The following is a 24055-nucleotide window of genomic DNA, read 5'->3' as shown; positions in this document are numbered from 1 at the left end:
TCCCTCTTTTTTCTCAATCACTTCACCGCTTTCGTTGTAGTAAGTGCCCTATTAATACGTTTATCTTCAATAACTTGAAGGACAAAATCTTTGGCTAACGTTAGCGGTAAACTTTTCTGTTGACACCAACATTGTGGCTCAAGTAATGTTCGCGCGTCCCTGAAGTCGTTTATCTAGTTTCAATCAACATCAGCGGGGACCTTCCCGATCGATGAGGCAACCGACGCTAAGGTTTGGAGATGTTTGCTATGGATAAGAGAAACAAAAACTCGGTTATCCGGATGCTCGGTCTGCTGATATGGGTTGCGAATTCCCTACTCTACGTGGACGACGCACACGCTCAGTTCGGCTCCGCCTCGGTGCTAGGCTATGTTCGTGACAACGGCGGCGCGGTAGTTCCCAACGCCGTCGTCAAACTTAACAACATTGCTACCGATGTCTCTCAAACTGCGAGAACCGATAACGAGGGAAAGTACGAATTCAACTCGGTGCCCATCGGAGATTATCAGATTTCGACCGAAGCTTCTGGCTTTCGAGGAGCGAAGACCGACACTTTCAACCTTTCGACTGATTCGCGTCAACGTGTTGATATTCAGGTCAAGCCAGGCGAGGTAAATCAGGTAGTTGAGGTTGGGGCCGCTGCCCAACTTTTGGAAACCGAGACTAGTTCACGCAGCCAGGTCATCGGTCAGAAGGAAGTGGAGAACTTACCGCTTAACGGACGTTCCTACGCGGACTTGGTATTGCTCACGCCCGGCGTTCGTAAATCAATGCTCGAGAACCAGACTGCTTCCAGCCGTGAAGCGGCTTTTAACATTAATGGACAACGCTCGGCGTTTAACGAGTTCCTCATTGATGGCTTGGAGAACAGTAACTATGGGACTTCGAACCAAGGTTTTGAAGATGAGAATATCGCTCCGTCTCCCGACGCCGTCAGCGAATTCCGAGTAGAGTCGAATAATTATTCGGCAGAGTATGGTCGTATGCCAGGAGCGGTGATCAATGTTTCTACTCGGAGTGGGTCGAACGATTATCACGGTGCTGTGTGGGATTACATCCGCAACACCGACCTGAACGCCTTCGGTCCTCTTCAAACGGCAACTGGCAACAAGCCCGGCCTGATTCGCAACCAGTTCGGAGCTACAACTGGTGGACGAATCTTCCGCAACAAAACGTTCTTCTTTGCTGATTACGAAGGCGTGAGACAGATTTTCACTTATCAACAGGCTGCGGTGACTTTGCCGGATTCCGAACAGCGAGCTGGGGTGTTTCTTCTGCACAGGGTGGATGGAACAACTGCACCTATCCCCCTCTACAACCCCCTCACGGGTGCTACATACACCTCCGGAAATGTTGCTTCCGGATCAACGCCGTTCGCTCTTGCCGTCCTCGCGGCGCTTCCGGCCAACAATGTCACCGGTGCCAATGGCAGTACCGCACCGGCATATAACAACATTACGAATAACTACAGCAACGCACCGCGCGGAACGATCAACGATGACAAGGGCGATATCCGAATCGACCAGAGTTTCACTAAATGGAAACTCTTCGGCCGCTATAGTGAACATCAGACCGAAATCTTTGATCCTCCCACCGTGGGCGGTCCTGCCGGCGGCAATGCTAACTCGAACGTAAACATTCAGAATCGCCAAATCGCCGGCGGAGCCACTTGGATCATCAGTCAGAACAAACTACTTGACATTCGTTTTGCCTGGACACGCAACATTGGCGCCAAGACTCCTTATACCCAAGGCCAGGCTTCGCTACTCGCCGAAAACGGTATCACGGACGGGCTACCGACCGATCCCAGCTTGGTCCGCAGTCTGAATGCGCAGTCAATCATAGGATTTACCCAGCTCGGAAACCAGCCGTCCAGTCCACAGTTTCAAAATCCCACCATCTATAACCCCAAGGTCAACTTCACGTGGGTCCTCGGACGCCATTCGATGAAGTTCGGCTACGAACAACAGCTGATCCACACCGTCGTGAATGATTTTAATCCCAGCTACGGCCAGGACAACTACTCAAGCCGGTATGCGGCCGGGCCAACTGTTGGCGGGGTACCATTTTTCCCGAACTGCTCTGCCAGTGTGACGACTGCCTGTAATCCCACGGATACCGCTGCTGGCAACTCGACTTCTACCCAGATTCAACAGGCCCAAGCCGTCGCCGATTTCCTCTTTGGTAACCGTTCCTCCTACGCACTCACCAACTACACAGTTGTGAACTTGCGACAGCGTTATTACGCGGGATATTTCCAGGACGATATGAAGGTTACGCCATCCTTGACGCTAAATATGGGGTTGCGTTATGAGATTATGACGCCGCAGTTCGAGCGTGATAATCGCCTAGCGAATTTCAGCCCGTCGACCAATACACTCATACCGGCCAGCAATGGCAGCCTTTATGACCGCACCTTGGTGCACACACCGACCAATAATTTCGCGCCACGTTTTGGATTCGCAGACAGCCTTAATCCAAAAACCGTTCTCAGAGGGGGGTACGGCATTGTCTACGTGCAATTCAATCGTGCTGGTGGAGAGAATAATCTCACGTACAACGGTCCGGACGTCGTGAACGCTACGGTGAACAATAACAACTCTATCTATCCAACCGCGGCTAGTCTTTGCACCAACGATACGCAGGTCCAGACACTTTGCTTCCGTCAGACACAACAGGGTTACTCGAACATCCTCACTAGTCCTGCGTACTTCAATCCTCTGAACGTCACGTCACGCTACATTGATCCCAAGTTTAAAACAGGCTACGTGCAGAGTTTCTTCCTTGATGTTCAGAGGGAGCTTCCAGGTGGCATCCTGTTTGATATCGCTTACGTCGGCAATAAGAGTACCCATTTGCAGATCTTGGCCGATTACAATCAAGCGGCCCCCTGCCTCACCGCAACGCCAGCTGGATGCGCTACGTATCAGAATCGGCGGCCCGTACCCACCTTCGGTGACATTGAAATTGCTTATGGCGGCGGTCCGGCGAATTACAACTCGCTGCAGATCAAAGGCGAGAAGCGGATGGGCGGGCTCTATTTGCTCAACTCTTTCACCTACAGCCGAGCATTCGATCTCGCCTCCGGGCACTTGGAACAGAATAATGGAGATACCTCGCGAGTCAACTTCGCCAACCCTCGCGGCGATTACGGTCCTTCCAGCTACGATCAGCCGATCGACAATACTACTTCAATCGTCTACGACCTTCCATACGGCCATGGCCGCCAATTTGGCGCCAAATCTAATGGATTTATGAATGCTGTTCTGGGAGGATGGCAGGTTACTGTCATCAATACGATCACAAGCGGTCTACCTTTCAACATCATCTATTCAGGTTCCTCGAGTAGCACCACCACGGCGCTTCTTAACGGAAGTAGTGGTTCTACGATTGGCCAGTTGTTCAGCACTGATCTGGTCAATTTGCGTCCTCAGCACATAGCTGGCTCGCCTCTCAAAGGTACTAAAATCACGGCGCTTCCAACAAGCAACGTAAATGGTGTCACCAAAAGCCGTGGGCTGAATGGCTATCTCCCTGGAGGTGGCAACTACACCAGCTACGATTACCCATCTTTTACTCGTTATGGAAACGCCTCTGCTTTTGGTAATGTTTCGCGCAACAGCCTTCGCTCCTATGCGTACTACAACACGGATCTGGGACTCCACAAGCAATTTCCCTTGGTAACGGAACGAGTCAAGTTGGACCTGAGAGCCGAAGCGTTCAACGTGTTGAACCACACCAACTGGCAGGCCCCGGACACAAACATTTCTGACGGCGCGTCGTTTGGAACCATTACGACGGCCTTCCCGTCGCGGCAACTTCAGTTTGCTGCGAAGGTCTTATTTTAAAACTAGCGAGGAAGGGCAAGATTCTAGTTATTCTCGCCTGCTATTGGCCGATGATAATTGAGCGGAGAGGACCTTCAATTGCGAAAAAGTGTAGGTGTGGTTGTATTCTTAGTCTTCAGCACTGCGGGGATACTAGCGGGCCAGACGAATTCTAATCAGGATACTCAGATTCACCTGAACCAGATCCAGGTAATAGGATCCCATAACAGCTATAACCTTGGATTTGCTCCAAGCGAGGAAAAATTCGCATATAGCCAAAATCCCCGCGAATACGAAGCTTTGGAGTATAGGCACGCAACGCTCACTGCGCAGCTAAACGGTGGCGTTCGGCAGCTGGAAATCGACATTGTCCAAGATCCCCATGGTGGGCGGTTCTCACATCCAAAGATCGTTGCACTGACAAAGCAAGCAGGACTTCCGCCGGACGCTGATTTTGATCCAAACGAGATGGATAAACCCGGATTTAAAGTCATCCATATACCTGATCTCAATCAGCGGAGCTCTTGTCTTTTGTTTACCGATTGCCTCAAAGAAATTCGAACTTGGTCGAAGGACCATCCGGAGCATGTCCCGCTGTTCCTGTTGATCGAAACCAAACATGGTCGCACCCAGTCAATACCGGGTAGCGTTGAGGCCGAGCCATTTACCAGCGAAACGTTCGATGCCCTCGATAAGGAAATCCGTTCTATTTTTGCCGACGAAGAAATGATTTTACCGGACAAGGTGCGTGGCAACTACCAGACCCTGGAAGCCGCAGTGCGTGCCGGCCGCTGGCCGACCCTGGCAGAGTCACGCGGCAAGGTGATTTTTTTGATGGATCAAAAAAATGCCGGACCTATTTACACTGCCCGCCACCCACTATTACAAGGTCGCGTGCTATTCACAAACTCCGACCCGGGTAAGCCCGACGCCGCTTTTGTGGAAGAAAACGAGGGCAGTCAGCAACTGATCGATCAACTCGTGCGCCAGGGCTACATCGTTCGGGCTCGTGCCGACGAAAGCACAATTGCAGCCCGCACCAACGACACCACTCGTCGTGACGCTCTCTTGCATTCCGGTGTGCAAATGATCAGTACAGATTATCCGTTGTCAGAACCTTCGAAGTGGACTGGCTACAGCGTGGGTTTTGCGGACGGTTTGCCCGCGCGTTGCAACATCATTAATGCACCGGCTGTCTGCAAGAGCAGCTTGCTTGAGCCGAACGCAAAAATTGGGGGAGTGCCCTCACCGGAAAATCATCCTGTCCCCCAGTAATTGAAATAACCCAGCGGGCTTCCGAAGCGGAAGAACGCATAACAGGAGGAGCGTGAGATGAAGTTTTTTGTAGCTCACAATATGCCCCTGTAGGCTATAGGAGCATTATTAGTTCCGACACAAGGCTTTCGCGACGCCATTGCATGCTGTTGCCGGAAGGGGCCATACTTGGCAATCCGTCTCAAAGATATTGCACGCGACCTCGGGATTTCGACTGTTACAGTCTCCAAAGTGCTACGTGGCAATCAGGACATAGGCGAGAAAACGCGTGCACGCGTCCTTAAGCGAATGCAGGAGCTTGACTATAAGCCAAACATGCTGGCTCGTGGCCTCGCAAGTGGTCGAACCTACACAATGGGTCTCGTAGTGCCCGACCTGGTTCATCCTTTTTTTGCAGAGTTCGCAAAGTCGCTCGCCGGTGTTCTCCGCGCATCCCATATGGCGCTGGTGCTTGCATCCTCAGAAGAAAACCCCGAGCTTGAGCAACAAGAGATTCGAACGCTTCTTAGCCGGGGCGTGGATGCGCTACTGATTGCTTCAAGTCAGGCGCGTCTCAAAAACTTCTATGAACTTGGAGATGAGAAGACGCCTTTTCTTCTTGTTGACAGAAACTTTCCTTATCTGTCGGCCCACTTTGTCGGTTCTGACGACTACAAGATTGGCCGTATTGCAACCGAGCACCTGATCTCAATTGGGAAGAAGCGCATCGCTCACATAGGCGGTCGTGAGATAAGCCCTTCGCTCGAGCGCCTCAGAGGATATCGCGACACGCTGCAAAGCCAGCGGATGGAGACTCGCGAAGAACTCATAGTTACGTGCAATCGTTTCGAAGAGTTGGGTGATGAGGCTGGATATCAAGCGATGCAGGATCTCCTCAAGTTGCGTAAGCGTCCAGATGCTGTGTTCTGCTACAACGATCTTACTGCGATCGGTGCGATGCAAGCCGCACGTGAAGCTGGGCTCAAGACGCCGGAAGATATTGCGTTCGTTGGATCCGGCAACCTGCGCTATGCCAAACATCTGCGCATTCCCTTAACTAGCGTTGATCAGCAACCCGACCTACTTGGTATTCGTGCAGGGGAGCTCGCTCTCGAATTGACAACAAATCCTGACCTGCCTCCGAAGACAATCCTATTGGAACCAAGGTTAGTCGTGCGTCAGTCTACTGTGCGGGACCAGACGTCCTGATTGCTTTGAGCAGAACGACGTAGCTCTACGAGAATCCCGTCTGCTTGTAAAGACGGTAACCGCACCCGACCAAACTCACCAGAAGGAACGCCCCAAGAACAACGATCCACTTGAAATTCATTGCGAGCGGAGGTACAACCGCCTTGGTCCCTAGACAGACAAATATAGCGACCGCGGTCAAAATGATGGCGTAATCCCACCAACGACGGCCTTCAGTGGGCTGGCCCCCCTCGTCTCCGCTCTGCGCCAGTAATACCCGGTTGTAGTCCAGACCGTACCGGTCACATTCACGTTCCAATGCCTCATTTCTGGAAGAATGCTCCGCTGCGGACGCCTTCGCTGTGCTGATGAAGAGTGCGCCGAGAATCATAACTGCCGAACCAGCCAGCACCAAAAGTCTATGCCCGTTGTCTGCAGTTGCAAGCTCACCAAATACAAGGGCCCCCCATGCTAGTCCCCAAAGCTGATTAGTATTCGATAGTGGAATGCCGCGGCCGATACCTAGGTATTTCGCGGCGAATTGTTGAAACATGTCGCCAATGACCCAGACAAAACCGCCGAGAAATAGCCAGAATAGAAAGTGTCCTCCCCGCACCAGTTGAAAAACTGACGAGTGACGCCCACCGTCCAGCGTCCACGTGAGTAGGCACATGGTGACTAATTCACCGACGGTGAACACGGTCACAAATGAAAGCGGATTCATGCCGCTAAGGTAGGCTTTTCTGTACGGAACGTACATCGTTCCCCACATCAGGCTTGCACCGATGGCCGCCAGCACCCCTCCGAGCGCATGACGGCCGCTGGGACTTGTAGTGCCATGCAGTGTGCTAAATCCGAGCATAATCGCGGCTACTACAATGCACAGTGATCCAAGCACCACTTTAGCGATTGTCTTGCCGTCGGCACCATCCAGCTCGCGAAATAGTACACGGCCCCAAAACAGCCCCACTAGTGCATTTGTATTCCACATCGGAAAAGCGATAGCTAGACCAACATCACGTATCGCAAAAACCGTTAATGTATTCGCAACCGCCCAAAGCGCCCCCGCCAGAATCGCCCATACCAGCAGATGCTTGCATGTCATAAGATCCCGAAAAACGTAAACCGTCCCCTTCAACAAGGTCGGAAAAGTCCATCGAGCCGTGAATACTCCGGCTACCATGCATAACGAGATGGCGAAAGGAGAAAAGCCTGCATTGACCAACTTGGTCGGTGCTTCCGCCGCGCCCAACCAGACTCCTGCGGTCACGCCGCATAGCACTCCCAGCGTATGCAAAGAACCAGCTTCCGCATGTCGAGTAAAACCCTTTTCTACGTCTGCTGCCATCGCTTTATCTTCCCATCAGTTCAATGCAGCCAGATAAGTAACCCTAATCCGAACCCCAAAACTGCGAACGGAATCCAAAAGTGTAAATCCGTCAAAACGGCTTTCGTTGTTTGCAATGGTCGCAAGCTCAATCTCCCACGAAGTCATTTATAGTTACCGATAACGTTGTGCTGAGACCTTATCCGCTGCAGACTTCACATGTCAATCGATTATCAGTGCCTATGCACCCACTGCCGTAGTGCCGACGTTTTTGCGATGAAGCGGTGCTCGATCAACTTCGCTAAACCGTTTTTCAAGCCAGCAACGAATATAACGTTGCTGTGGGGAGCCCTTCCGCATGAAAAAGCTATATGGTCTCTTTATTTCGTTAGCACTCTTGTCTGTTTGCGCTCCCATAGCATCGGCTGACGCGTACGATGCGCGGCCCAAGCTGGTCATTATCCTCGTGTTTGACCAGTTTCGAGGCGATTACCTTGATCGCTATCGCGCGGAATTTAAGGAGAAAAACGGTTGGAACCTTTTTCTTAAACAGGGAGCTCACTTCACAGACTGTTATTACGATTACGCCAATCTTGTCACGGCAGCAGGCCACGCAACGATCGGCACAGGAGCTTACACCGACGCTCATCAGATTCCACTAAATGAATGGTACGAACGTTCTGCCGATGGCACGCTACATCAGGTGAGCTCCGTCGCCGATGACCGCTATAAACTTGTCGGTGCACCGGCGAACACCAAAGATCTCACGGGCGCGTCCGCGCATCGGGAGATGGCTACCACACTTGGAGATGAGCTTGTGCTAGCGACACAAGGACGTTCTCGGGTTTACGGTGTGTCTATGAAAGATCGGGCCGCGATTCTTACGAGTGGCCACGCCACAAACGGCGCGTTTTGGGTGGACCACGACACCGGTCAATGGGTCACTTCGACGTACTGGATGAAAGATCTTCCGCAATGGGCTAAAGATTTCAACTCCGGCAATCATTCGTTGGAGGCTCGAGTAAAGAGCCGCGTGCCTCAAGGAAGTTTTTACGAAATGGTGGGCAGGAGCTCCGCTAGCGTTCAGTATCAGCTCGACTTTGCGCAGACCCTCATCGACGCTGAAAAACTTGGGAAAAACCCGGCTGGCGTAACCGACATGATCACGATTTCCATTTCGTCTACCGACATCAATGGGCACGCCTTTGGCCCGGACGATCCTTCGCAGGAGGCCCTCATCGTTCAGTCGGATGCTTTGCTGAATGCCTTTTTCACCCATCTCGATCAAACCATAGGTCTCAGAAATGTTCTTGTTGCAGTTTCTGGAGATCACGGCGTGGCGACAAGCCAAAAAGCCGGAGATGCATATCGGATGCCGGTATTGGACTTTCCGCCTGAATCATTCACCAAGCCGCTCGAAGCAATGCTGGAGCAAAGGTACCCACTCAAAGGCAAGGGGCCTTATATCCTCTTGATGGATAACCCTTACTTACTGCTGAATCGGGAAGCATTTGAAGCTGTTGGTGTCTCCGAGGAGGCGGCCGAAGACACAACAGCGAATATGTTGCAGCAGGTTTTCGCAAAATTCACTGATGTAAAAGACGCGGAGAGTCACAGAGACCCTCCAGTTCTCACGCACGTCTATACGAGCAAACAGATGCGTGAAGGGAGGCTGCCCGACACGCAATATAGCCGTTTGATCGCCCACAGTTATTCGCCCAACGTCGGCTGGGCGCTCCACATAAATTTTGGTCCCTACCAGTTTCCCTGGAAGGGCAGTGGCACAACACACTTCACGGCTAATAACTACGATCGCCATGTCCCCTTAGAGTTCTTTGGAGAGCCGTTCGTCCCAGGCACCTATCACACCATGGTGGCGCCGGTCGATATTGCGGCCACATTCGCCTCGCTCCTACGGATCAACCGCCCCAGCGCGGCCGTTGGTCGACCGTTGACGGAAGCCCTTAAACCGGAGGAGTTGGGTTCGACCTGGGTCATCCATCCCAAAGAGAGGGAGCAAGTGAGACCCTAGGTGCGCAGCAATTTCCCCACCGTCAGGTGGCGTGATCCGTTGACTCGGCGCAATGCAACCAAAATATCAACTTGAAATAATTGACTGGTCCTAATTCGACACGCCATTCCTATCATGCTTTCCAGTAAGCGGGAGCAAGACGGGCCCGCCTATACTGTACGTCTGTAATGCGTATTGAGGGTAATCACGAAAGAAACTATCCCTAAGGGCTAAGCTTTGCGGTGGAGACGAAAGATTAACGTTGCATGTGTCGGCTTAGCGTTCTCATTAGCCCTAAACGCGCAAGACATGAAGACAAGAGATTCAGAACCTCTCCTGCGCGACGAGGTCCTCTCTACCTGGACAACCGAACAGGGTTTGCCGCAGAACTTCGTGACAGCATTGGCGCAGACACCCGATGGCTTTCTATGGGTAGGAACACTCAACGGCTTAGCGCGGTTTGACGGTGTACATTTCAGAGGCTTCGAGAAGGACGGGCCACCGGAGCTGCAGGAAAGAATACTTAAGCTAGTGCGGGACAACGATGACGGGATGTGGATTGCCAGTACCACGGGACTCTTTCACTACACCCACAATCGATTTGTCACGATCACTATTCCTGGCAATTCGCATGTCCTGATCCAGGCGCTTGCGCGTGCCGGTGATGGAGGCGTCTGGATCGTCTCCGACGATAGACTGATGCGAACGCGAGGCGATGCGCTGGAGGCTGTGCCTCTGCCATCCAATACTCATGTAGTGCGTGACCTCTTCGAAAACAAAGACGGAATACTCTGGATTACTGATGGCGAACACGTTGTGGCCGTACAGGCTGATCACTCGGTAATTCGATATAACAATCCCGGTATCCAACTTCTGTTCGGAGACGCCTCGGGCAAAATGTATGCGGGCGACGGCCATAAGCTGTTTCGCTTTGATGGTGGGGACTTCAAACTGGTGCCGCACCCTGGACTCGGCAATTTCGTCGACTTGATGGTCGATCATCGCGGAGCACTGTGGATGGCGAGTGGCGGATTACATGGACTCAGCCGCAGATATGGCAATCAGACCGAGGCGATGACCACTGCTGACGGTCTGGCCAGCGATGACGTACGAGTCCTTCTGGAAGATAGCAATCATGATGTGTGGATCGGGACGATCGCCGGGCTACAGAGATTTCATCATGGGATCTTTACAAGTTACGCCATCAGCGATGACCCAGGTGGTGGGCGGAGTCAGACAGACGCAATTTTTGAGCAGAGAGACGGCGGGATCTGGGCTGGAACACTGGAGGGTGGCGTCGCCGAGTTCAAGGACGGGCGGAGAACGCTCTATGGACGTGGGCAAGGACTTCCTGCCGGTCAGATTCGCGGGTTTGCCGAACGTGGAGCCACTCCTGCGATTGCAATCTCCGACTATGGCATCTTCGAGCGAAGGGGATCCAAGTTCACCAAAATACCATCCATCCCGCATGGATACGTCAATACTCCTCTAGCAACGTCCGATGGAAGTCTCTGGTTCAGCGTTTTGCATCACGGACTGTTCCGTCTGAAGGATCAAAGGCTATCAAGCATTGACGTAGGGCAGCCAAAAACGGACAGTTCCATACGATATCTCGCGGTCGATCAGCAAGGAAAGCTTTGGGCCGGAACAGACACGCAGCTCGAACGATGGACCGGCGAACGATTTGAGCCAGCGGTCAACACACCGCATCCCATTCTCAGCGCAGCATGGCCCGGACATGGTTTGGCAGTAGCGACAATGCGCGGTTTGATATTGTGGTCCGATGAGGGTTCTGTCCGGAAGAACCTAGGTGCAGGAAAAGTCCTCACGCAGGCCGAAGGATTGCCGGGTAGTTTCGTGCTGGACGTTGTGTCAGATGCGGAGGAAAATCTCTGGATCGTCACGCCGCGTAGCATTGCATGCCTGAGCCGCAAACAGTGGATGGCTTTCGCTGAAGGAAAGACTGACCATGTCATCCCTGAGGTATTTGACCGGGCCGACGGTCTCAAAAGTAATGATGTACTTCCTCTCAATCAGGTGACAGCCATCCGATCACGCGACGGACGCATCTGGTTTGCTACGACGCACGGAATCGCCGTTGTGAACCCACACCTGCCAGACCCAATCGTGCAGGCGGTGCTCGACTACATCCAAGTAGATGATCAACATCTTGGCGCGGATGTGACTACGATCTCTCCGGGACTCCATCGCATCACTTTTGCCTACACCGCCCCTTCCGATATTGCTCCCGAACAAATTCGATTTCGCTATCGACTTGAGGGATGGGATCGGCAGTGGATCGACGCTGGAACAGAACGCGTTGTCTCCTACACTGGTCTGCCGCCCGGCCGTTATACATTTCAGGTCGTTGCCACGAATCGTGAAGGTGTCTCGAACGGAGTGGCCGCCACTGCTGCACTCAGGCTGGAACCGTTCTTCTGGCAGACAGGATGGTTTCGGGCGTTGCTAGCTTTTGCGCTGGTGGGCATCGCGGTTGAGGTGACGCGGAGAAGAACGCTGCTCCGGGCAGAGCGCCTCAGTCTTCGCTTTCAAGAACGAACTGCGGAGCGCGAACGCATTGCTTACCAGATCCATGACACCGTTATTCAGGACATGATCGGGGTGGCGTTTCAGCTCGAGTTGCTGGGTTTTCAACTGAACGATCAGCCAGAGACGGCTTCCACGTCGCTCAGCACGCTGGCTGACCGGGTGCGTGGAAGCATAGCGCGTAATCGCAATATGGTTTCGAATCTTCATTCGACTGCGGTGGCAGAATACAGCCTCGTCGATGTTTTACGACATGCAGAAGCTGAGTTCAGACTCAGCGAGCTTCCTGACTTTCAGTTGACGACCACGGGGGAGCCTCGCCCGATCGATCCTCTTGTTCGTGACGAGGTGTACCGCATCTGTCGAGAGGCTCTATCCAACGCCTTCCGACACGGTTACGCAAGACATGTCGAGGTGAAGATCATTTTTTCTCCAGACTCTTTCGAGGTTATTGTTGTAGACGATGGCGAGGGCATCGACGAAGTCACGCAACGTCAAGGAAGAGATGGGCACTTTGGACTGCGAGGCATGCAGGCTCATGCAAAACGCATTGGCGCAACTCTCACCATTGACAGTAAGCTGGGCCAGGGAACAAAGGTCACGTTGCAGGTAAGAACAACGAAGTCACCATGGAGACCTTGGCGTCGAGGTCGAAGATCACAAGAGGAGAACAGTTCTGAAGACCAATCCACTCGCTGAAGCTGTAAGATCGATCGAGGTGCTGATCGTTGACGACCATCCCATGGTGCGCGAGGGGCTGGCAGGTGTACTGGCACGCCATCAGATGAAGATCGTCGGTCTTGCCGCCAATGGCCGTCAGGCGGTTGAGATGTACTTGGCCCTGCTACCCGACGTGATGCTGCTTGATCTTCGCCTTCCTGACCAGAGCGGCTTCGACGTTGTGCGTACTATCCTGAAGAGCCATCCGGACGGTCGCATTATCATTCTCAGCTCTGCGCAAGGCGATGCTTCGATTTATACGGCGATCAGCCTGGGAGTGAAGGGGTATCTGCTCAAAGGCATTGATGGAGCAACACTGGCCGAACAGGTTCGCCATGTGGTCGCCGGCGGCCGGTCTCTTTCGCCCGAGACGGCAGAGAAGCTGACCCATTACATCACATCAGGAAAGCTGAGCGATCGAGAGGTCGAAGTGTTGGGGCTGATCTCGCAGGGAAAAAGCAATAAAGAGATCGCGGACTTGCTCTTTGTGACCGACAACACGGTGAAGATGCACGTCAAGAAGATTCTACTCAAGTTGCATGCAAACGATCGAACACAAGCGGTGGTGATCGCGATCCAGCGGGGGCTGCTCGACACTTAGGCCATAATGGCGAACTACCCTTTTGGGTACTTCCAAAATTATCCTTTGCATTTTCCCGCTCGTTTGAAACTGGCGCTAACCTTTCATCAGATTTTCTCCAACAACCAAACTGTTTTGTGCTGAACCGGCACAGACCGATTCGTATGCGGCGTTCTTTCCGAACGGGTTCGCCGCTGCAACCTCGTCGCAGGCAAACCTAGATTTGTTCCATCGAGGCCGATCACATGAAGTGTTGTTTTTTGAAGGGAAAGTTAGCCCGCACTTTTTACTTTCTAGCGGTAGCGGCATTGCCGATACCTTCCGCTCTTGCACAGAGCGCAACCGCGGCGAAGCTGTTGGTAACTTCGCCCGTAGTAGCGACGCAGACGGTAACCCTGGCCGGCAATCTCCGGGCTGAGGCAAACGCACAGAATGATCGTGGTGCGGTGGCGGATGGGTTGAAGCTGAACCACATGCTGCTGCAGTTGAAGCGCCCGGAGGATCGGCAGACGGCGTTGAACGAGCGAATTCAGGCGATGCATGAGCCGAACAATCCTGCATTTCATCATTGGCTGACGGCTAAGGAGTATGGCGAGGAGTATGGACCGAATCCGGCAGATATCGCGGCTGTGACGAAGTGGCTGAAGGAGAACGGCCTCCAGGTAAACCGCGTGTCGGACAGCGGGATGGTGATCGACTTCTCTGGAACGGCGGCACAGGTAAACTCTGCGTTCAAGGCACAGATGCACACGCTCGATGTTGCGGGTGTGAAGCACCTGTCCAACATGCAAGATCCACAGATACCTGCGGCGCTGGCGAATGTGGTGATTGGTGTTTCTTCACTGAACGACTTCCGTCCGAAACCGGCGAATAAGGGTATCAGTTCGGCACGGATTGATGGTGCATCCAAGGCGGTTGTAGCAAGAACGGTTGCGGCCAATGGTGTGAAGTCTGACTACACTGCGGATAGCGCGACGCAGCTGGTGGTGCCAGACGATCTTCACACTATCTACAACTTCGAACCGGTCTACAAGAACGGGATTACGGGCAAGGGACAGACGGTGGTGGTGATTGAGGACACCGATGTCTATTCGACGGGCGACTGGTACACCTTTCGCGGTGTGTTCGGCCTGACCAAGTACACCAAGGGTACGTTCACACAGGTTCATCCGGGCGGCTGCACGGATCCGGGCGATGTAATTGGCAACGATGGCGAGGCAATTCTAGATGCGGAATATGCGAGCGCAGCCGCTCCGAATGCAGCGATTGTGCTGGCTTCGTGTGCGGACAGCGAGACTACATTTGGGGGATTGATTGCGCTTCAGACATTAATCGATCAGGATCTGCCGCCGTCTATCGTCAGCATCAGCTATGGCGAGTGTGAGGCGGGGCTAGGTCAGGCAGGCAATGCGAGCTTCAACGAGGCGTATGAGCAGGCAGCGGCAGAGGGTGTGTCGGTGTTTGTCTCCTCTGGAGACGAGGGCGCGGCCAGTTGCGATGCGGGTGGGGACTTTGCCATGACCGGGATTACGACGAGCGGATTTGCAACGACACCCTACAACGTTGCAGTCGGTGGCACGGACTTTAGCGACACATACTCCGGAACGGTGTCTCAATATTGGAAGAAGAACAACAATGCGACCTTTGGATCTGCGAAGTCTTACATTCCTGAGATTCCGTGGAACGACTCCTGTGCAAGCACGCTAATTACCAACGTCGAGGGATACAACGTGCCGTATGGGGCGAATGGATTCTGCAATTCGCCGCTAGCGGAGGAGTATTTTGAGACGGTGGTGAGTGGCAGTGGCGGGCCAAGCAACTGTGCCTATGGACATCCTGTGATCTTCCGTCCTCATCCTGAGAACGGCGGGACGTGCGAGGGATATGCGAAACCAAACTATCAGGCGGGTGCATTCGGTAATCCGAAGGACGGTGTGAGAGATATTCCAGATGTATCACTGTTTGCCGCGAACGGTGTGTGGGGTCATTACTATGCGTTCTGCTACAGCCAGCCTGCGACCGGAACGGGCGGTACACCATGTACCGGTGACCCGGTGAACTGGTCGGGTGCAGGTGGCACATCGTTTGCGGCGCCTATCGTGGCGGGGATTCAAGCGTTGGTGAACCAGTCGACGGGAACATCGCAGGGGAATCCGAACTATGTGTATTATGCATTGGCGAAGCAGGAGTATGGCGGGACGGGCAACAACTCGTGCAATTCATCGCTGGGTACAGGAGCGGACAGCTCATGCACCTTCTACGACGTGACGCAGGGCGACAATGATGTGAACTGCATCTGGTACAACTACGAGTCGTATAACTGCTATAGGCCGTCGAGTAACTTCGGCGCATTGTCGGTCTCGGGCACGGAGTACGAGAAGGCTTACAACTCGAAGCAGGGATGGGATTTTGCAACAGGCATCGGTACTCTGAACGTGAATAACCTAGTGACGAACTGGAACAAAGCATTCCAGTAAGTTTCGAGCTGTACGGGGCAGGCATTCTTACGAGTGCCTGCCCTCTAACCGCAGAGCAGAGGTCAGCAGACAATTTTTGGATCTTCTCAAGCAGGGATCACCCTCCAGACGGCAGACGATCATGAAGATCTGCCTCTTCAGGACTACGATATTGGGTGGTCGGGCGGCAGCGATCATCGCCTTCTTAGCTTGCCTTATGCATCGGCTTCGACATCGTTTTCGGGTCACAAGTGCGGTTGCGTTGCAAGCAACAAAGTTTCGAACCGCCAGCTGGCTTCTTCTTCGCGCCATTCGGAAGCCGACTAATCGCACTGAGAAATGGTAGTTCCTAGTCAACGCGCAATCACGAGCAGTCACCACGTCAGCTTCGCCGAAGGCAGCAGCTTCGTCGACTTTCGATGAATTCCGCATTGGATAGTTGTCCCATTCCACACGCTTGTTTCTGTTGTTTCACACTGGCAAGAATGAGCATCTTCAATTGTTCGTCAGTCAAGTCTTGAGGTGCTTGGTTCCTCAAGAACTCGATGGATTGCGGTGGCGCCGACGAAGCGGCCCACTCGCTTGCTCATTGCAGAGCTTCTAAATAAATTTGAAGGCTCGAGTATCTCTGGTCATCGCTAGCTTGACCAGCTGCTTGATGACAAGTTCTTGCTCGAAATCCTTATCTTTTGTCCGTTTTCATGGATGGTCATGAATGATCTGGATTCTCTGATCAGTTGATCGCTGAGGTCTAAGGATTTCCTCGGACGGCCTCTAGTGTTTCCAAAAATGCCCTTCCGGAACTGAGAATTCTTAGGCGGTTTCTTATAACCAACTTCGTAGTCGTCCTGCATGTTTTCGTTCTCATAGTGATTGGTCCCTCTTGTTTTCTCTGCTGTTGAAAGTCCCGCCAGTCTCTATGTGAATTGCTCTGCTTTGTCTGCCTTTTGCCATCGACGAATGATCGTGTCGACGTAACGTGGATCGAGCTCCAGCCCGTAACACCGGCGCCCTGAACGTTCGGCAGCGATGACAGCAGTTCCTGAGCCCAGAAACGGATCGAGAATAAGATCCCCTCTGGCTGTGCAGTCCTTAATAGCATCGGCGATCAACGCAACGGGTTTTGGGGTAGGGTGAAGAGCCAGGAGGTTCTCTTCAGAATCTGAGCGTGAGAAGGTGTTCGCATCCGGATAGTTCCAGACGTTTGTTCGATTCCGTCCGAACTTGCCCAGCTGAATGTTATTTCGATGAGATCCCGTTCCGTTTTTGAAAAGGAACACTAGCTCGTGGGCACTCCGATAGAAGCTTCAAATCCCGCCGTTGTTTTTCGCCCAAACGCACAGGTTCAGATACTCCGTATAAACTTCCTGTCCGGCAGACAAAATCTCGCTCGTGTGCCGCCAGTCCATGAAGTAATAGGCAAGAGAGCCGGTGGTGCTGTTGTCCCGTGCTGCGACCATGGCCTTACGGAGGAAGTTCGTAAATTCGGTGGAGTTCATCTCGCCCGATGTCATACCGAACTCTCTATGACGAGTTTTGCCGAGTCCGCTAACATGCCCGTCGATGATGACGTTGTACGGCGGATCGCTGATCACAAGATCTGCCTTCGCGCCATCCATGAGGCGGATGTAATCGTCAGTGATGAGCGAGTTGCCACAAAGAACGGGGTGCTTGCCCAACTGCCATAAGTCACCGGGCACTGCGATTGCCGTATCCGAGATCTGTGGCAACTGATCATCGGGATCGGCCTCAGGCACTGTGTTGAGACCATCGATAAGAAGATCGATTTCGGGGACCTCGAAGCCGATCGCCTCCAGGTCAAAGTCGAGTTCCAGTTCGGAGAGGATCTTGAGCTGCTCACCGAGCATCCGCTCATCCCAGGTGGAGTTTCGGTCAAGCGGTTGCCGGCGATCAGGAAAGCCGCGCGTTGTGACTCGGTGAGATGACCCAGCCGAATAGCCGTCGTCTTAGATGCCCCGATTGCCCGCGATCTCGAAGTATTGAGTCGTGTGCGTGCTCTCAGCCTGAGAGTTATCGAAGGTGTACATCATGCTTACGCCTTCAATAGGCTCTTGGACCGTTCCGATTGAACAACCAAGAGGACTAGATAGAGCGAGGCACCTCTTGAGTTCGATAGGGACGGGCTCTTCATTCCAGTCGATTTTCCCACACATTTGGTCGATGGCTTATTGGATGTTGAAGGATGCCGATTTTTGCCGTTGTGGGAATTCCTTGAAGGTCACGAGGAAACTGTTTCACAACTGCCTGTGCGGGAATCATGACCCAAAGCTTATCCCGATACCAACGCGTGTACATCTTCGCATCCGGCGTAACTCAATGCACCTTCTCCATCGCCTTCGGCATGACCCTGAAGACGCGACTGTATATATCGTGTGCAAGTTCGATAGACTCCCCGACCGCGACGCTGATTGGGACTTCCAGATGCGGACATCGTCATCTCACAACCTTTCTGGCCTGCCTACCTGACGCCGGAAACAATCGCAAAAGCAAAGAAGCTCAAGTTGGCAGTAACTGCGGGCATCGGATCCGACCACGTCGATCTCGAAGCGGCGATCAAGAATGGCGTCACGGTCGCGGAGGTTACGTACTCGAACAGTATTAGCGTATCGGAACATGTTGTCATGTTGATCCTGTCGTTGGTGCGCAACTACATTCCCTCTTACCAGTGGGTGTGCGCTCGAAAGTGGGCAACTTGCCGGGTACGCTGGCGACGTCTGGTTCCCACAGCCCGCGCCGAAAGACCATCCATGGCGAACTATGTCTCATCATGGGATGACGCCGCACATCTCTGGCACTTCGCTCTCTGCGCAGGCCCGCTATGCGGCAGGCACGCGCGAGATCCTGGAGTGCTGGTTCGAAGGCCGTCCCATCCGCGACGAGTATCTGATCGTCGACGGGGGAAAGTTAGCTGGAACTGGTGCACACTCTTACACAGTGGCCAAGTGAGGTTTCGAAAAACAGGAAGGGCGGGGCAAAAGCCCCGTCCTTCACTTGCTCGCGCGATCCGCGCAATGGAGAACCATCAATGGCGAGAGCAGAGACTACCATACTGACCGAACCACCAAAGCGCGGTTCGTTGACCACATTACCTCCCACAGACCCCTCATCTACCGTTTCTACGAACTGGTCCAGACCTACGGAACGACTTGGAAAGCACTCATCGAGGAGGAGTTTGGCGATGGCATCATGAGCGCCATCGATTTCGAGATGCAAATCAAACGTGAATCGAGTCCCAAGGGTGACCGGGTCAAAATCGGTATGTCTGATAAATTTCTCCCTACAAACGTACTACGAGCAGGCGCTTATTCGACTTTCCAAGTGGATCTCAGAGCACAGGCGAGTTCGTGAAACTGACTATAAGCTTGGCACACTGTGCCGCTTCCCAACTCTCCCAACTCAAGCACAAAAAATCTGAACAGGGAGGATCTACCGGATTGAGAATTGCGCCTGTAAACCGCGCTCCGCCATCTTTGAGGGGTTGGACAGGATGCTAGTAGGACAGACAGATTGCGAGAGAGCTAATAATTGCCAACAGATTTCAGATGCAGTGATAAATCTCGTCAGCCAAGCGAACTGCTTTAGCGATGCTAAGAGGATGATTTAACGCGAGCGGGTTCTGAACTTTGCACTGGGAGTCGCTTCGTGGTAGGGTCGTGCAGATGGAACATTGAGTCCAGTCTCGTTTCAGGCCAACAGTCGCCACGCTCAGCCAAGCCATTCTGGAAGGAATTCTTTAGCCGGATCTGGTTCCGGATGGAATGGGGTGCTCACTTGCATTCGGAACCTCGCTAAGGACCGCGTCTGTGCGGGGACGCTTACCTCTTGCCAAATCGTCGATACCGAAAATCAGTTCCTCGTCAGCGATGCTCAGCTTACGAGAAGCGCGTTTCTCGTTACCAACACAGATACGACCAGCGCACTCGCTGGTTCGCAATCTGCATCAGCAATTCCGATAGCGGCGGCGAATGATATTTAAGATCTGCGGTATACATGACTCAGCCATGCGTTGTTGTTCAGAAAGAAGGGCATCGTGCTCGATATGAGCGATGTGGTGCCTCACACGCAAGACGCATTCCGTTCGAGACCTGGTATCGCTTCCGGCTGGCCGATGTGACGGTTGCTGTTATGTCTACTCGATGAACACACATGGGGGCTTTACGGTCGGCGAAAGCGGCGTCATTGCCCCAAACGCTGCTCGTCCCATCCTAGTGGAAGATCTTTCGCAAAAGAGGCTACAGTGAGCAAGGGGGAGTGGTTTCCAGTAAGGACCGCTTCATAGAGCGTGGGGGACAGTGCCGCTAATCGAAGAATCCGAGAGGCATAACGTTTGTTGAGACCGGCCTTCAATGCAAGTTCTTCTAAGTTCCTCACCTTTCCGGAGACTATCCAGTCTCACCATGTTCTTGCCTGAACGACCGCGCGCACGAGTGAAGCGATCGGGGTGTCGCTCTTGCACTCTCCGTTTGAAAGGATCAATTTGACGGCGCTACCACGTCGTCGCAACATTTCTGACTTCGCCAGAACCGCCTCTGCATCTTTTGCTTGGATCGGATGCCTTCGACTATGTGCAAAAGGAGTTGGAGGCGCTTCGGGGTGAGTTCTCGAACTTGGAGTCTCTTACCCGATCCACCAACTTTGAACAGACAGCGTAAATGGTTTGGCTTGTTAGGGTTCGGACAGGTTGGTTCTCAACCTATCCGAACCAATTCATCCCTTAAGTAGGCAGATGAGAAGCGCTCTTCCAGTGACCAAAAGCACGTTCTCCAAATTCCATTGTTGAGAGGTTAACTTGACATATCGTAAGGTACCTTGCGATATTACGTAAGGTAGCTTACGATATGACCGAGAAAGAATCACAGCAGGAAGTGTTGAAGCACAACTCTGTCGGAGCCTGGGCGAAGCGGTTGTACTTCGCATCGCGCGGAGTGATGGACACGGTGCTGCGCCCGTATGGACTTGGCTCCACGCAGTGGTACGTGCTGTATCAACTGGCAAACGTGGGACCGACGATGCAGCGTGACCTCGTGAACATGCTCAACATCGAAAGGGCCACGCTCAGTGGAGTCGTAGCGACGCTGGTGCGAAAGGGGCTGGTTGCGCAAGCGCCCGATTCGGAAGATCAGCGTCAGCGCATGCTCCACATTACGCGTGCTGGCAGCAGGCTCTGGAAAGCGTTGCCCAATCCAATCGAACAGATCTTGAAGGTGGCATTCGACGACGCAGATCCCGCAGAACTTGAGATTACCCGCAGAGTGCTGCAGGGCGCAACAAAACGACTGAACGAACACGATTGGGAAGGAGAACAAGTATGACAACTCTAGTCACAGGTGGGACGGGGCTCGTTGGATCGCGGCTGTTGCGGTACATGGTGGATGCCGGTCTTGAATGCCGTGCCCTTGTACGGCCGGGAAAAGATGCTCCTGCGGACGTAACGCCCGTCGAAGGCGACCTCTTCGATGCCGCCGCATTAAAGAAGGCCGTCGAGGGAGTATCGGCTGTTATTCACCTTGCCGCCGTCTTCCGCACATTGGACGAAAGCGCGATCTGGCGCGCGAATCTTGAGGGCACACGTGCTCTGATTGCCGCCGTTCAGCAGTATGCTCCGCAATCACGCTTCATCATGGCGAGCACTTGCCTTGTGTACGACGAAAGCGCGTCTCGTCCGGGCCTCGAAGAAGACGAAGTAAGTCCGAAACATGCCTATCCGGCCAGCAAGGTCGCGGCAGAAAAAGAGCTTCGGGAAAGTGGTCTGAACTGGAGCATCCTGCGACTCCCCTTTGTTTATGGCGACGGTGACGAGCACCTGTCCGCTGTCCCCGGGATCGTCAGTAGGATGAATTGGCATCCGGCCCAGACGTTCAGCCTCGCCCACCAGCGTGATGTCGCAAGAGCGTTCGAGTTTGCCCTCGCCGGGACCATGGACGGATGTATTGTCAACATTGCGGACGATGCGCCGAGCACTCTTTATGACATGGCGAGAGCCGTTGGCGTCACCATCGAGTCATCCGCTCGGCCGCTGAACAACCCGTGGTGGGGCCGTGCAGATGGAGCGTTGAGTCGCCGTCTCGGCTTCAGGCCAACTGTCGCAACACTTGGCCAGGCCGTTCTGGAAGGGATTCTTTAGCCAGATCTGGTCCCGGATGATGGGGTGCTCACTAGCATCCGGAACCTCGCTAGAGACCGGCTATATGCGGGAGAGTTTCCCCTGCACAATCGTCGATACCGACAAGTCGGCTTCTCGTCAGTCATTAGTCGGTCGCACGAGACAAGGGCAAGACCGGTGAGCGATACAAATAGATCGGCGGCGGGTATCGACACCAAGTAAGACGACCACTGATTGTCAAATGGGGAGGGAAACACTAAGTCAGTGGAAGATGTCACTCATCCTTCCCGCATTACGAATTTGAATTCCCTAATACCGAGTAACTAATTCCCTGTTTTGTGCACCAGCTATAAAAGTTCGACAGAGGGTAAATCGATGTTATTTAAGGGAATATTAGCCGCCGCGGCTTAGCAGGGTTACGATAAACCCTCGAAACTCCCTGTTAACGGGAATTCTGCCGGAGGGCGGTTTCGCCCAGGACTGCATCCACCGCCATTTTGTTTACTAGGTGCCTGAGTGGTGGTTGATCTTATAGACCTCCTGTCCAGCAGACAAAATCTCGGTCATGTGGCGCCAATCCATGAAGTAATAGGCAAGAGAACCGGTGGCGCTGTGGTCCCGCTGCGATGATGGCCTTACGGAGGAAGTTCGTGAATTCGGTGGAGTTCATCTCGCCCGATGCCATATCGAACTCTCGATGACGAACTTTGCCGGGCCCAGTAGCATGCCCGTCGATGACCACGTTATAGGGCGGATCACTGATCACAAGAACTGCTCTCGCGCCATCCATGAGGCGGTCGTAAACGGTTGTCATCAACGAGTTGCCAAAAAGGACGCGGTGCTTGCCCAGCTGCCAAAGGTCACCTGGAACCGTGATTGCCGCCTCAGAGATCTCGGGCACACGATCATCAGTATCGGCCTCGGGTAACGTCTTGAGGCCCTTCGATAAGGAGATCGATCTCAGGAACTTCGAAGCCAATCGCTCCAGATCAAAATCGAGTTCCAACTCGGAGAGGATCTTGACCTGCTCGCCGAGCACTCACTCATCCCAGGAGGAGCTCTCGGTCAAGCGGCTGTCGGCGATCAGAAACGCCGTGCGCTGCGAGTTATGAGATGACTCAGGCGAATGGCTGGCACGGTCCTGAAGCAGAGTAGAATAGGCACTTAAATGGATCGTACTTTTCGGTGCCCAATCAGCTAACTCGCTTGGCGACCAGTCCGGTCCCGTAGCATTGCTTGCCGACTTTCGAGCGATTCGTACTTGCGATACTGTTGGCAGAACTCACAACGAGATGTTTGTGACGCGTGGGGTTGCCGAGTGTGACGACTTCCTGCGAATGAGGACGACAGTACCGGTGAGTCCGGTCGTTAGAAGGATGAGGGTGCTGGGCTCAGGTACAGGCGGTGGTGGTGGCGGATTGAGATCGGTGATGGTGATAGCGGGGGAGAAGGTCTGAACTGTGCCAAAGCCGTTGAGGTTGAGGTTGACGAGGCCGATGACGCCGTCGGAGGTGAGGATCGGATCGAAGTACGGGTCGAATAGACCGATCGAAAAGGTAGTTCCGGAGCGGGAGGTTCCGTTGGGCGTGTCCACGGCGGGACCGGAGATGTTGAAGCCGAAGGTTATGGGAGTGTTGGGCACGATATCGAGCTGGATTACCCCCTCGTTCAACGCGGATTGATTGTCAAAGTTGATGAAGCTCGGGGGACCGCCGACGGCGTTGTCGCTTGTGTCTCCGATGAGACCCACGCCGTCGATGTTGCAGCAGTCGGGTACAGTCGCGCCTGCGAAGGCTAGTTGAGTGCCTGGGAGCTGGCCGGGATTGAATTGTAGATCGATGAGGTAGGAGCCTGCTGCGATGGGAGAGACGAGATAAGAGGTGTCGATGGAGACGTTGTACGAGAGACCGTCGGCGTGCGGGGAGCAGGCGAAGGCGAAGACGAGCGCCACAAGTGCGAAGGTTTTTGCCAGGAGGCGTGAGAGGCTGCGTTTTTTCGAGACGGCTAAGGTTGGTTTCATG

General features: G+C 53.5%; 17 protein-coding genes and 1 pseudogene. 12 read left to right on the top strand and 6 right to left on the bottom strand.

The window, feature by feature from the left end; translation table 11 throughout:
- The first annotated feature begins 248 nt into the window (after positions 1-248).
- The 3 genes from HDF14_RS13245 (at position 249) to HDF14_RS13235 (ending at position 6290) form a co-directional block, all read left to right on the top strand.
- Positions 249-3848: a TonB-dependent receptor gene (locus HDF14_RS13245; RefSeq protein WP_221304672.1), complete on the top strand. Its 3600-nt coding sequence runs from the start codon at positions 249-251 to the stop codon at positions 3846-3848.
- A 78-nt stretch (positions 3849-3926) separates the two neighbouring features.
- A complete protein-coding gene (locus HDF14_RS13240) occupies positions 3927-5102 on the top strand; it encodes a phosphatidylinositol-specific phospholipase C1-like protein (protein WP_183977374.1) in 1176 nt (391 codons plus the stop codon).
- A gap of 168 nt (positions 5103-5270) precedes the next feature.
- Positions 5271-6290 carry a LacI family DNA-binding transcriptional regulator gene (locus tag HDF14_RS13235; protein ID WP_183977372.1) on the top strand — a complete coding sequence of 340 codons (1020 nt, stop codon included), beginning with the start codon at positions 5271-5273 and terminating at the stop codon, positions 6288-6290.
- Between the two features lie 25 nt (positions 6291-6315).
- Here HDF14_RS13235 and HDF14_RS13230 read toward each other — a convergent pair whose 3' ends face one another.
- The gene (locus tag HDF14_RS13230; protein ID WP_183977370.1) at positions 6316-7617 is read right to left on the bottom strand and encodes a GRP family sugar transporter; all 1302 of its coding nucleotides are present in this window, start codon (positions 7615-7617) and stop codon (positions 6316-6318) included.
- 337 nt (positions 7618-7954) lie between these two features.
- Here HDF14_RS13230 and HDF14_RS13225 point away from each other — a divergent pair, with 337 nt between their 5' ends.
- The 4 genes from HDF14_RS13225 to HDF14_RS13210 all read left to right on the top strand — a co-directional run bounded on the left by HDF14_RS13225 (position 7955) and on the right by HDF14_RS13210 (position 15931).
- Positions 7955-9628: an alkaline phosphatase family protein gene (locus HDF14_RS13225; RefSeq protein WP_183977368.1), complete on the top strand. Its 1674-nt coding sequence runs from the start codon at positions 7955-7957 to the stop codon at positions 9626-9628.
- 288 nt (positions 9629-9916) lie between these two features.
- Positions 9917-12853 (top strand): sensor histidine kinase, encoded by a 2937-nt coding sequence (locus tag HDF14_RS13220; protein WP_183977366.1) that lies wholly within the window; start codon positions 9917-9919, stop codon positions 12851-12853.
- Positions 12854-12872: 19 nt separating this feature from the next.
- Positions 12873-13475, top strand: coding sequence for a response regulator transcription factor (locus tag HDF14_RS13215; RefSeq protein WP_313899564.1), 603 nt, complete (start codon positions 12873-12875; stop codon positions 13473-13475).
- A 224-nt stretch (positions 13476-13699) separates the two neighbouring features.
- Positions 13700-15931, top strand: coding sequence for a S53 family peptidase (locus HDF14_RS13210; RefSeq protein ID WP_183977364.1), 2232 nt, complete (start codon positions 13700-13702; stop codon positions 15929-15931).
- Between the two features lie 617 nt (positions 15932-16548).
- Here HDF14_RS13210 and HDF14_RS27555 read toward each other — a convergent pair.
- The 3 genes from HDF14_RS27555 to HDF14_RS26600 all read right to left on the bottom strand — a co-directional run bounded on the left by HDF14_RS27555 (position 16549) and on the right by HDF14_RS26600 (position 17778).
- A complete protein-coding gene (locus HDF14_RS27555; RefSeq protein WP_221304671.1) occupies positions 16549-16764 on the bottom strand; it encodes a DUF5681 domain-containing protein in 216 nt (71 codons plus the stop codon).
- Positions 16765-16827: 63 nt separating this feature from the next.
- On the bottom strand, positions 16828-17190 hold the full coding sequence (locus HDF14_RS26605) for a DNA-methyltransferase (protein ID WP_313899563.1): 363 nt from the start codon (positions 17188-17190) through the stop codon (positions 16828-16830).
- 27 nt (positions 17191-17217) lie between these two features.
- On the bottom strand, positions 17218-17778 hold the full coding sequence (locus HDF14_RS26600; RefSeq protein WP_260698226.1) for a hypothetical protein: 561 nt from the start codon (positions 17776-17778) through the stop codon (positions 17218-17220).
- 561 nt (positions 17779-18339) lie between these two features.
- Between HDF14_RS26600 and HDF14_RS27210 the strand changes: the two are divergent.
- The 5 genes and pseudogenes from HDF14_RS27210 to HDF14_RS13185 all read left to right on the top strand — a co-directional run.
- Positions 18340-18576, top strand: a pseudogene (locus HDF14_RS27210) (NAD-dependent formate dehydrogenase); the annotation flags it as partial.
- A 112-nt stretch (positions 18577-18688) separates the two neighbouring features.
- Positions 18689-18877, top strand: a complete 189-nt coding sequence (locus HDF14_RS26590) for a hypothetical protein (RefSeq protein WP_260698258.1) — start codon at positions 18689-18691, stop codon at positions 18875-18877.
- Between the two features lie 45 nt (positions 18878-18922).
- Positions 18923-19279: a hypothetical protein gene (locus tag HDF14_RS27550; RefSeq protein ID WP_221304670.1), complete on the top strand. Its 357-nt coding sequence runs from the start codon at positions 18923-18925 to the stop codon at positions 19277-19279.
- 1490 nt (positions 19280-20769) lie between these two features.
- Positions 20770-21243, top strand: coding sequence for a MarR family winged helix-turn-helix transcriptional regulator (locus tag HDF14_RS13190; RefSeq protein ID WP_183977362.1), 474 nt, complete (start codon positions 20770-20772; stop codon positions 21241-21243).
- Positions 21240-22055, top strand: a complete 816-nt coding sequence (locus HDF14_RS13185; protein ID WP_183977360.1) for an NAD-dependent epimerase/dehydratase family protein — start codon at positions 21240-21242, stop codon at positions 22053-22055. Before HDF14_RS13190 ends, HDF14_RS13185 begins: the two co-directional genes overlap by 4 nt.
- Before the next feature lie 508 nt (positions 22056-22563).
- Here HDF14_RS13185 and HDF14_RS13180 read toward each other — a convergent pair.
- On the bottom strand, positions 22564-23073 hold the full coding sequence (locus HDF14_RS13180; protein ID WP_260698225.1) for a hypothetical protein: 510 nt from the start codon (positions 23071-23073) through the stop codon (positions 22564-22566).
- Between the two features lie 243 nt (positions 23074-23316).
- Positions 23317-24054: an NF038129 family PEP-CTERM protein gene (locus HDF14_RS13175; RefSeq protein ID WP_183977358.1), complete on the bottom strand. Its 738-nt coding sequence runs from the start codon at positions 24052-24054 to the stop codon at positions 23317-23319.
- Position 24055 lies beyond the last annotated feature (1 nt).

Origin of the sequence: Tunturiibacter gelidiferens, assembly GCF_014201335.1 — a bacterium.
In the GTDB taxonomy this organism is placed as follows: Bacteria; Acidobacteriota; Terriglobia; order Terriglobales; family Acidobacteriaceae; genus Edaphobacter; species Edaphobacter lichenicola_E.
Note: the sequence above shows the minus strand (reverse complement) of the source record. Positions and strands in the feature narration are given on the sequence as shown.

Coding starts and splice junctions, on each gene's coding strand:
- HDF14_RS13245 (WP_221304672.1), top strand. CDS start 249: ATGGATAAGAGAAACAAAAACTCGGTTATCCGGATGCTCGGTCTGCTG.
- HDF14_RS13230 (WP_183977370.1), bottom strand. CDS start 7,617: ATGGCAGCAGACGTAGAAAAGGGTTTTACTCGACATGCGGAAGCTGGT.
- HDF14_RS13225 (WP_183977368.1), top strand. CDS start 7,955: ATGAAAAAGCTATATGGTCTCTTTATTTCGTTAGCACTCTTGTCTGTT.
- HDF14_RS13220 (WP_183977366.1), top strand. CDS start 9,917: ATGAAGACAAGAGATTCAGAACCTCTCCTGCGCGACGAGGTCCTCTCT.
- HDF14_RS13210 (WP_183977364.1), top strand. CDS start 13,700: ATGAAGTGTTGTTTTTTGAAGGGAAAGTTAGCCCGCACTTTTTACTTT.
- HDF14_RS27555 (WP_221304671.1), bottom strand. CDS start 16,764: ATGCAGGACGACTACGAAGTTGGTTATAAGAAACCGCCTAAGAATTCT.
- HDF14_RS26600 (WP_260698226.1), bottom strand. CDS start 17,778: ATGCTCGGTGAGCAGCTCAAGATCCTCTCCGAACTGGAACTCGACTTT.
- HDF14_RS26590 (WP_260698258.1), top strand. CDS start 18,689: ATGTCTCATCATGGGATGACGCCGCACATCTCTGGCACTTCGCTCTCT.
- HDF14_RS13190 (WP_183977362.1), top strand. CDS start 20,770: ATGACCGAGAAAGAATCACAGCAGGAAGTGTTGAAGCACAACTCTGTC.
- HDF14_RS13185 (WP_183977360.1), top strand. CDS start 21,240: ATGACAACTCTAGTCACAGGTGGGACGGGGCTCGTTGGATCGCGGCTG.
- HDF14_RS13175 (WP_183977358.1), bottom strand. CDS start 24,054: ATGAAACCAACCTTAGCCGTCTCGAAAAAACGCAGCCTCTCACGCCTC.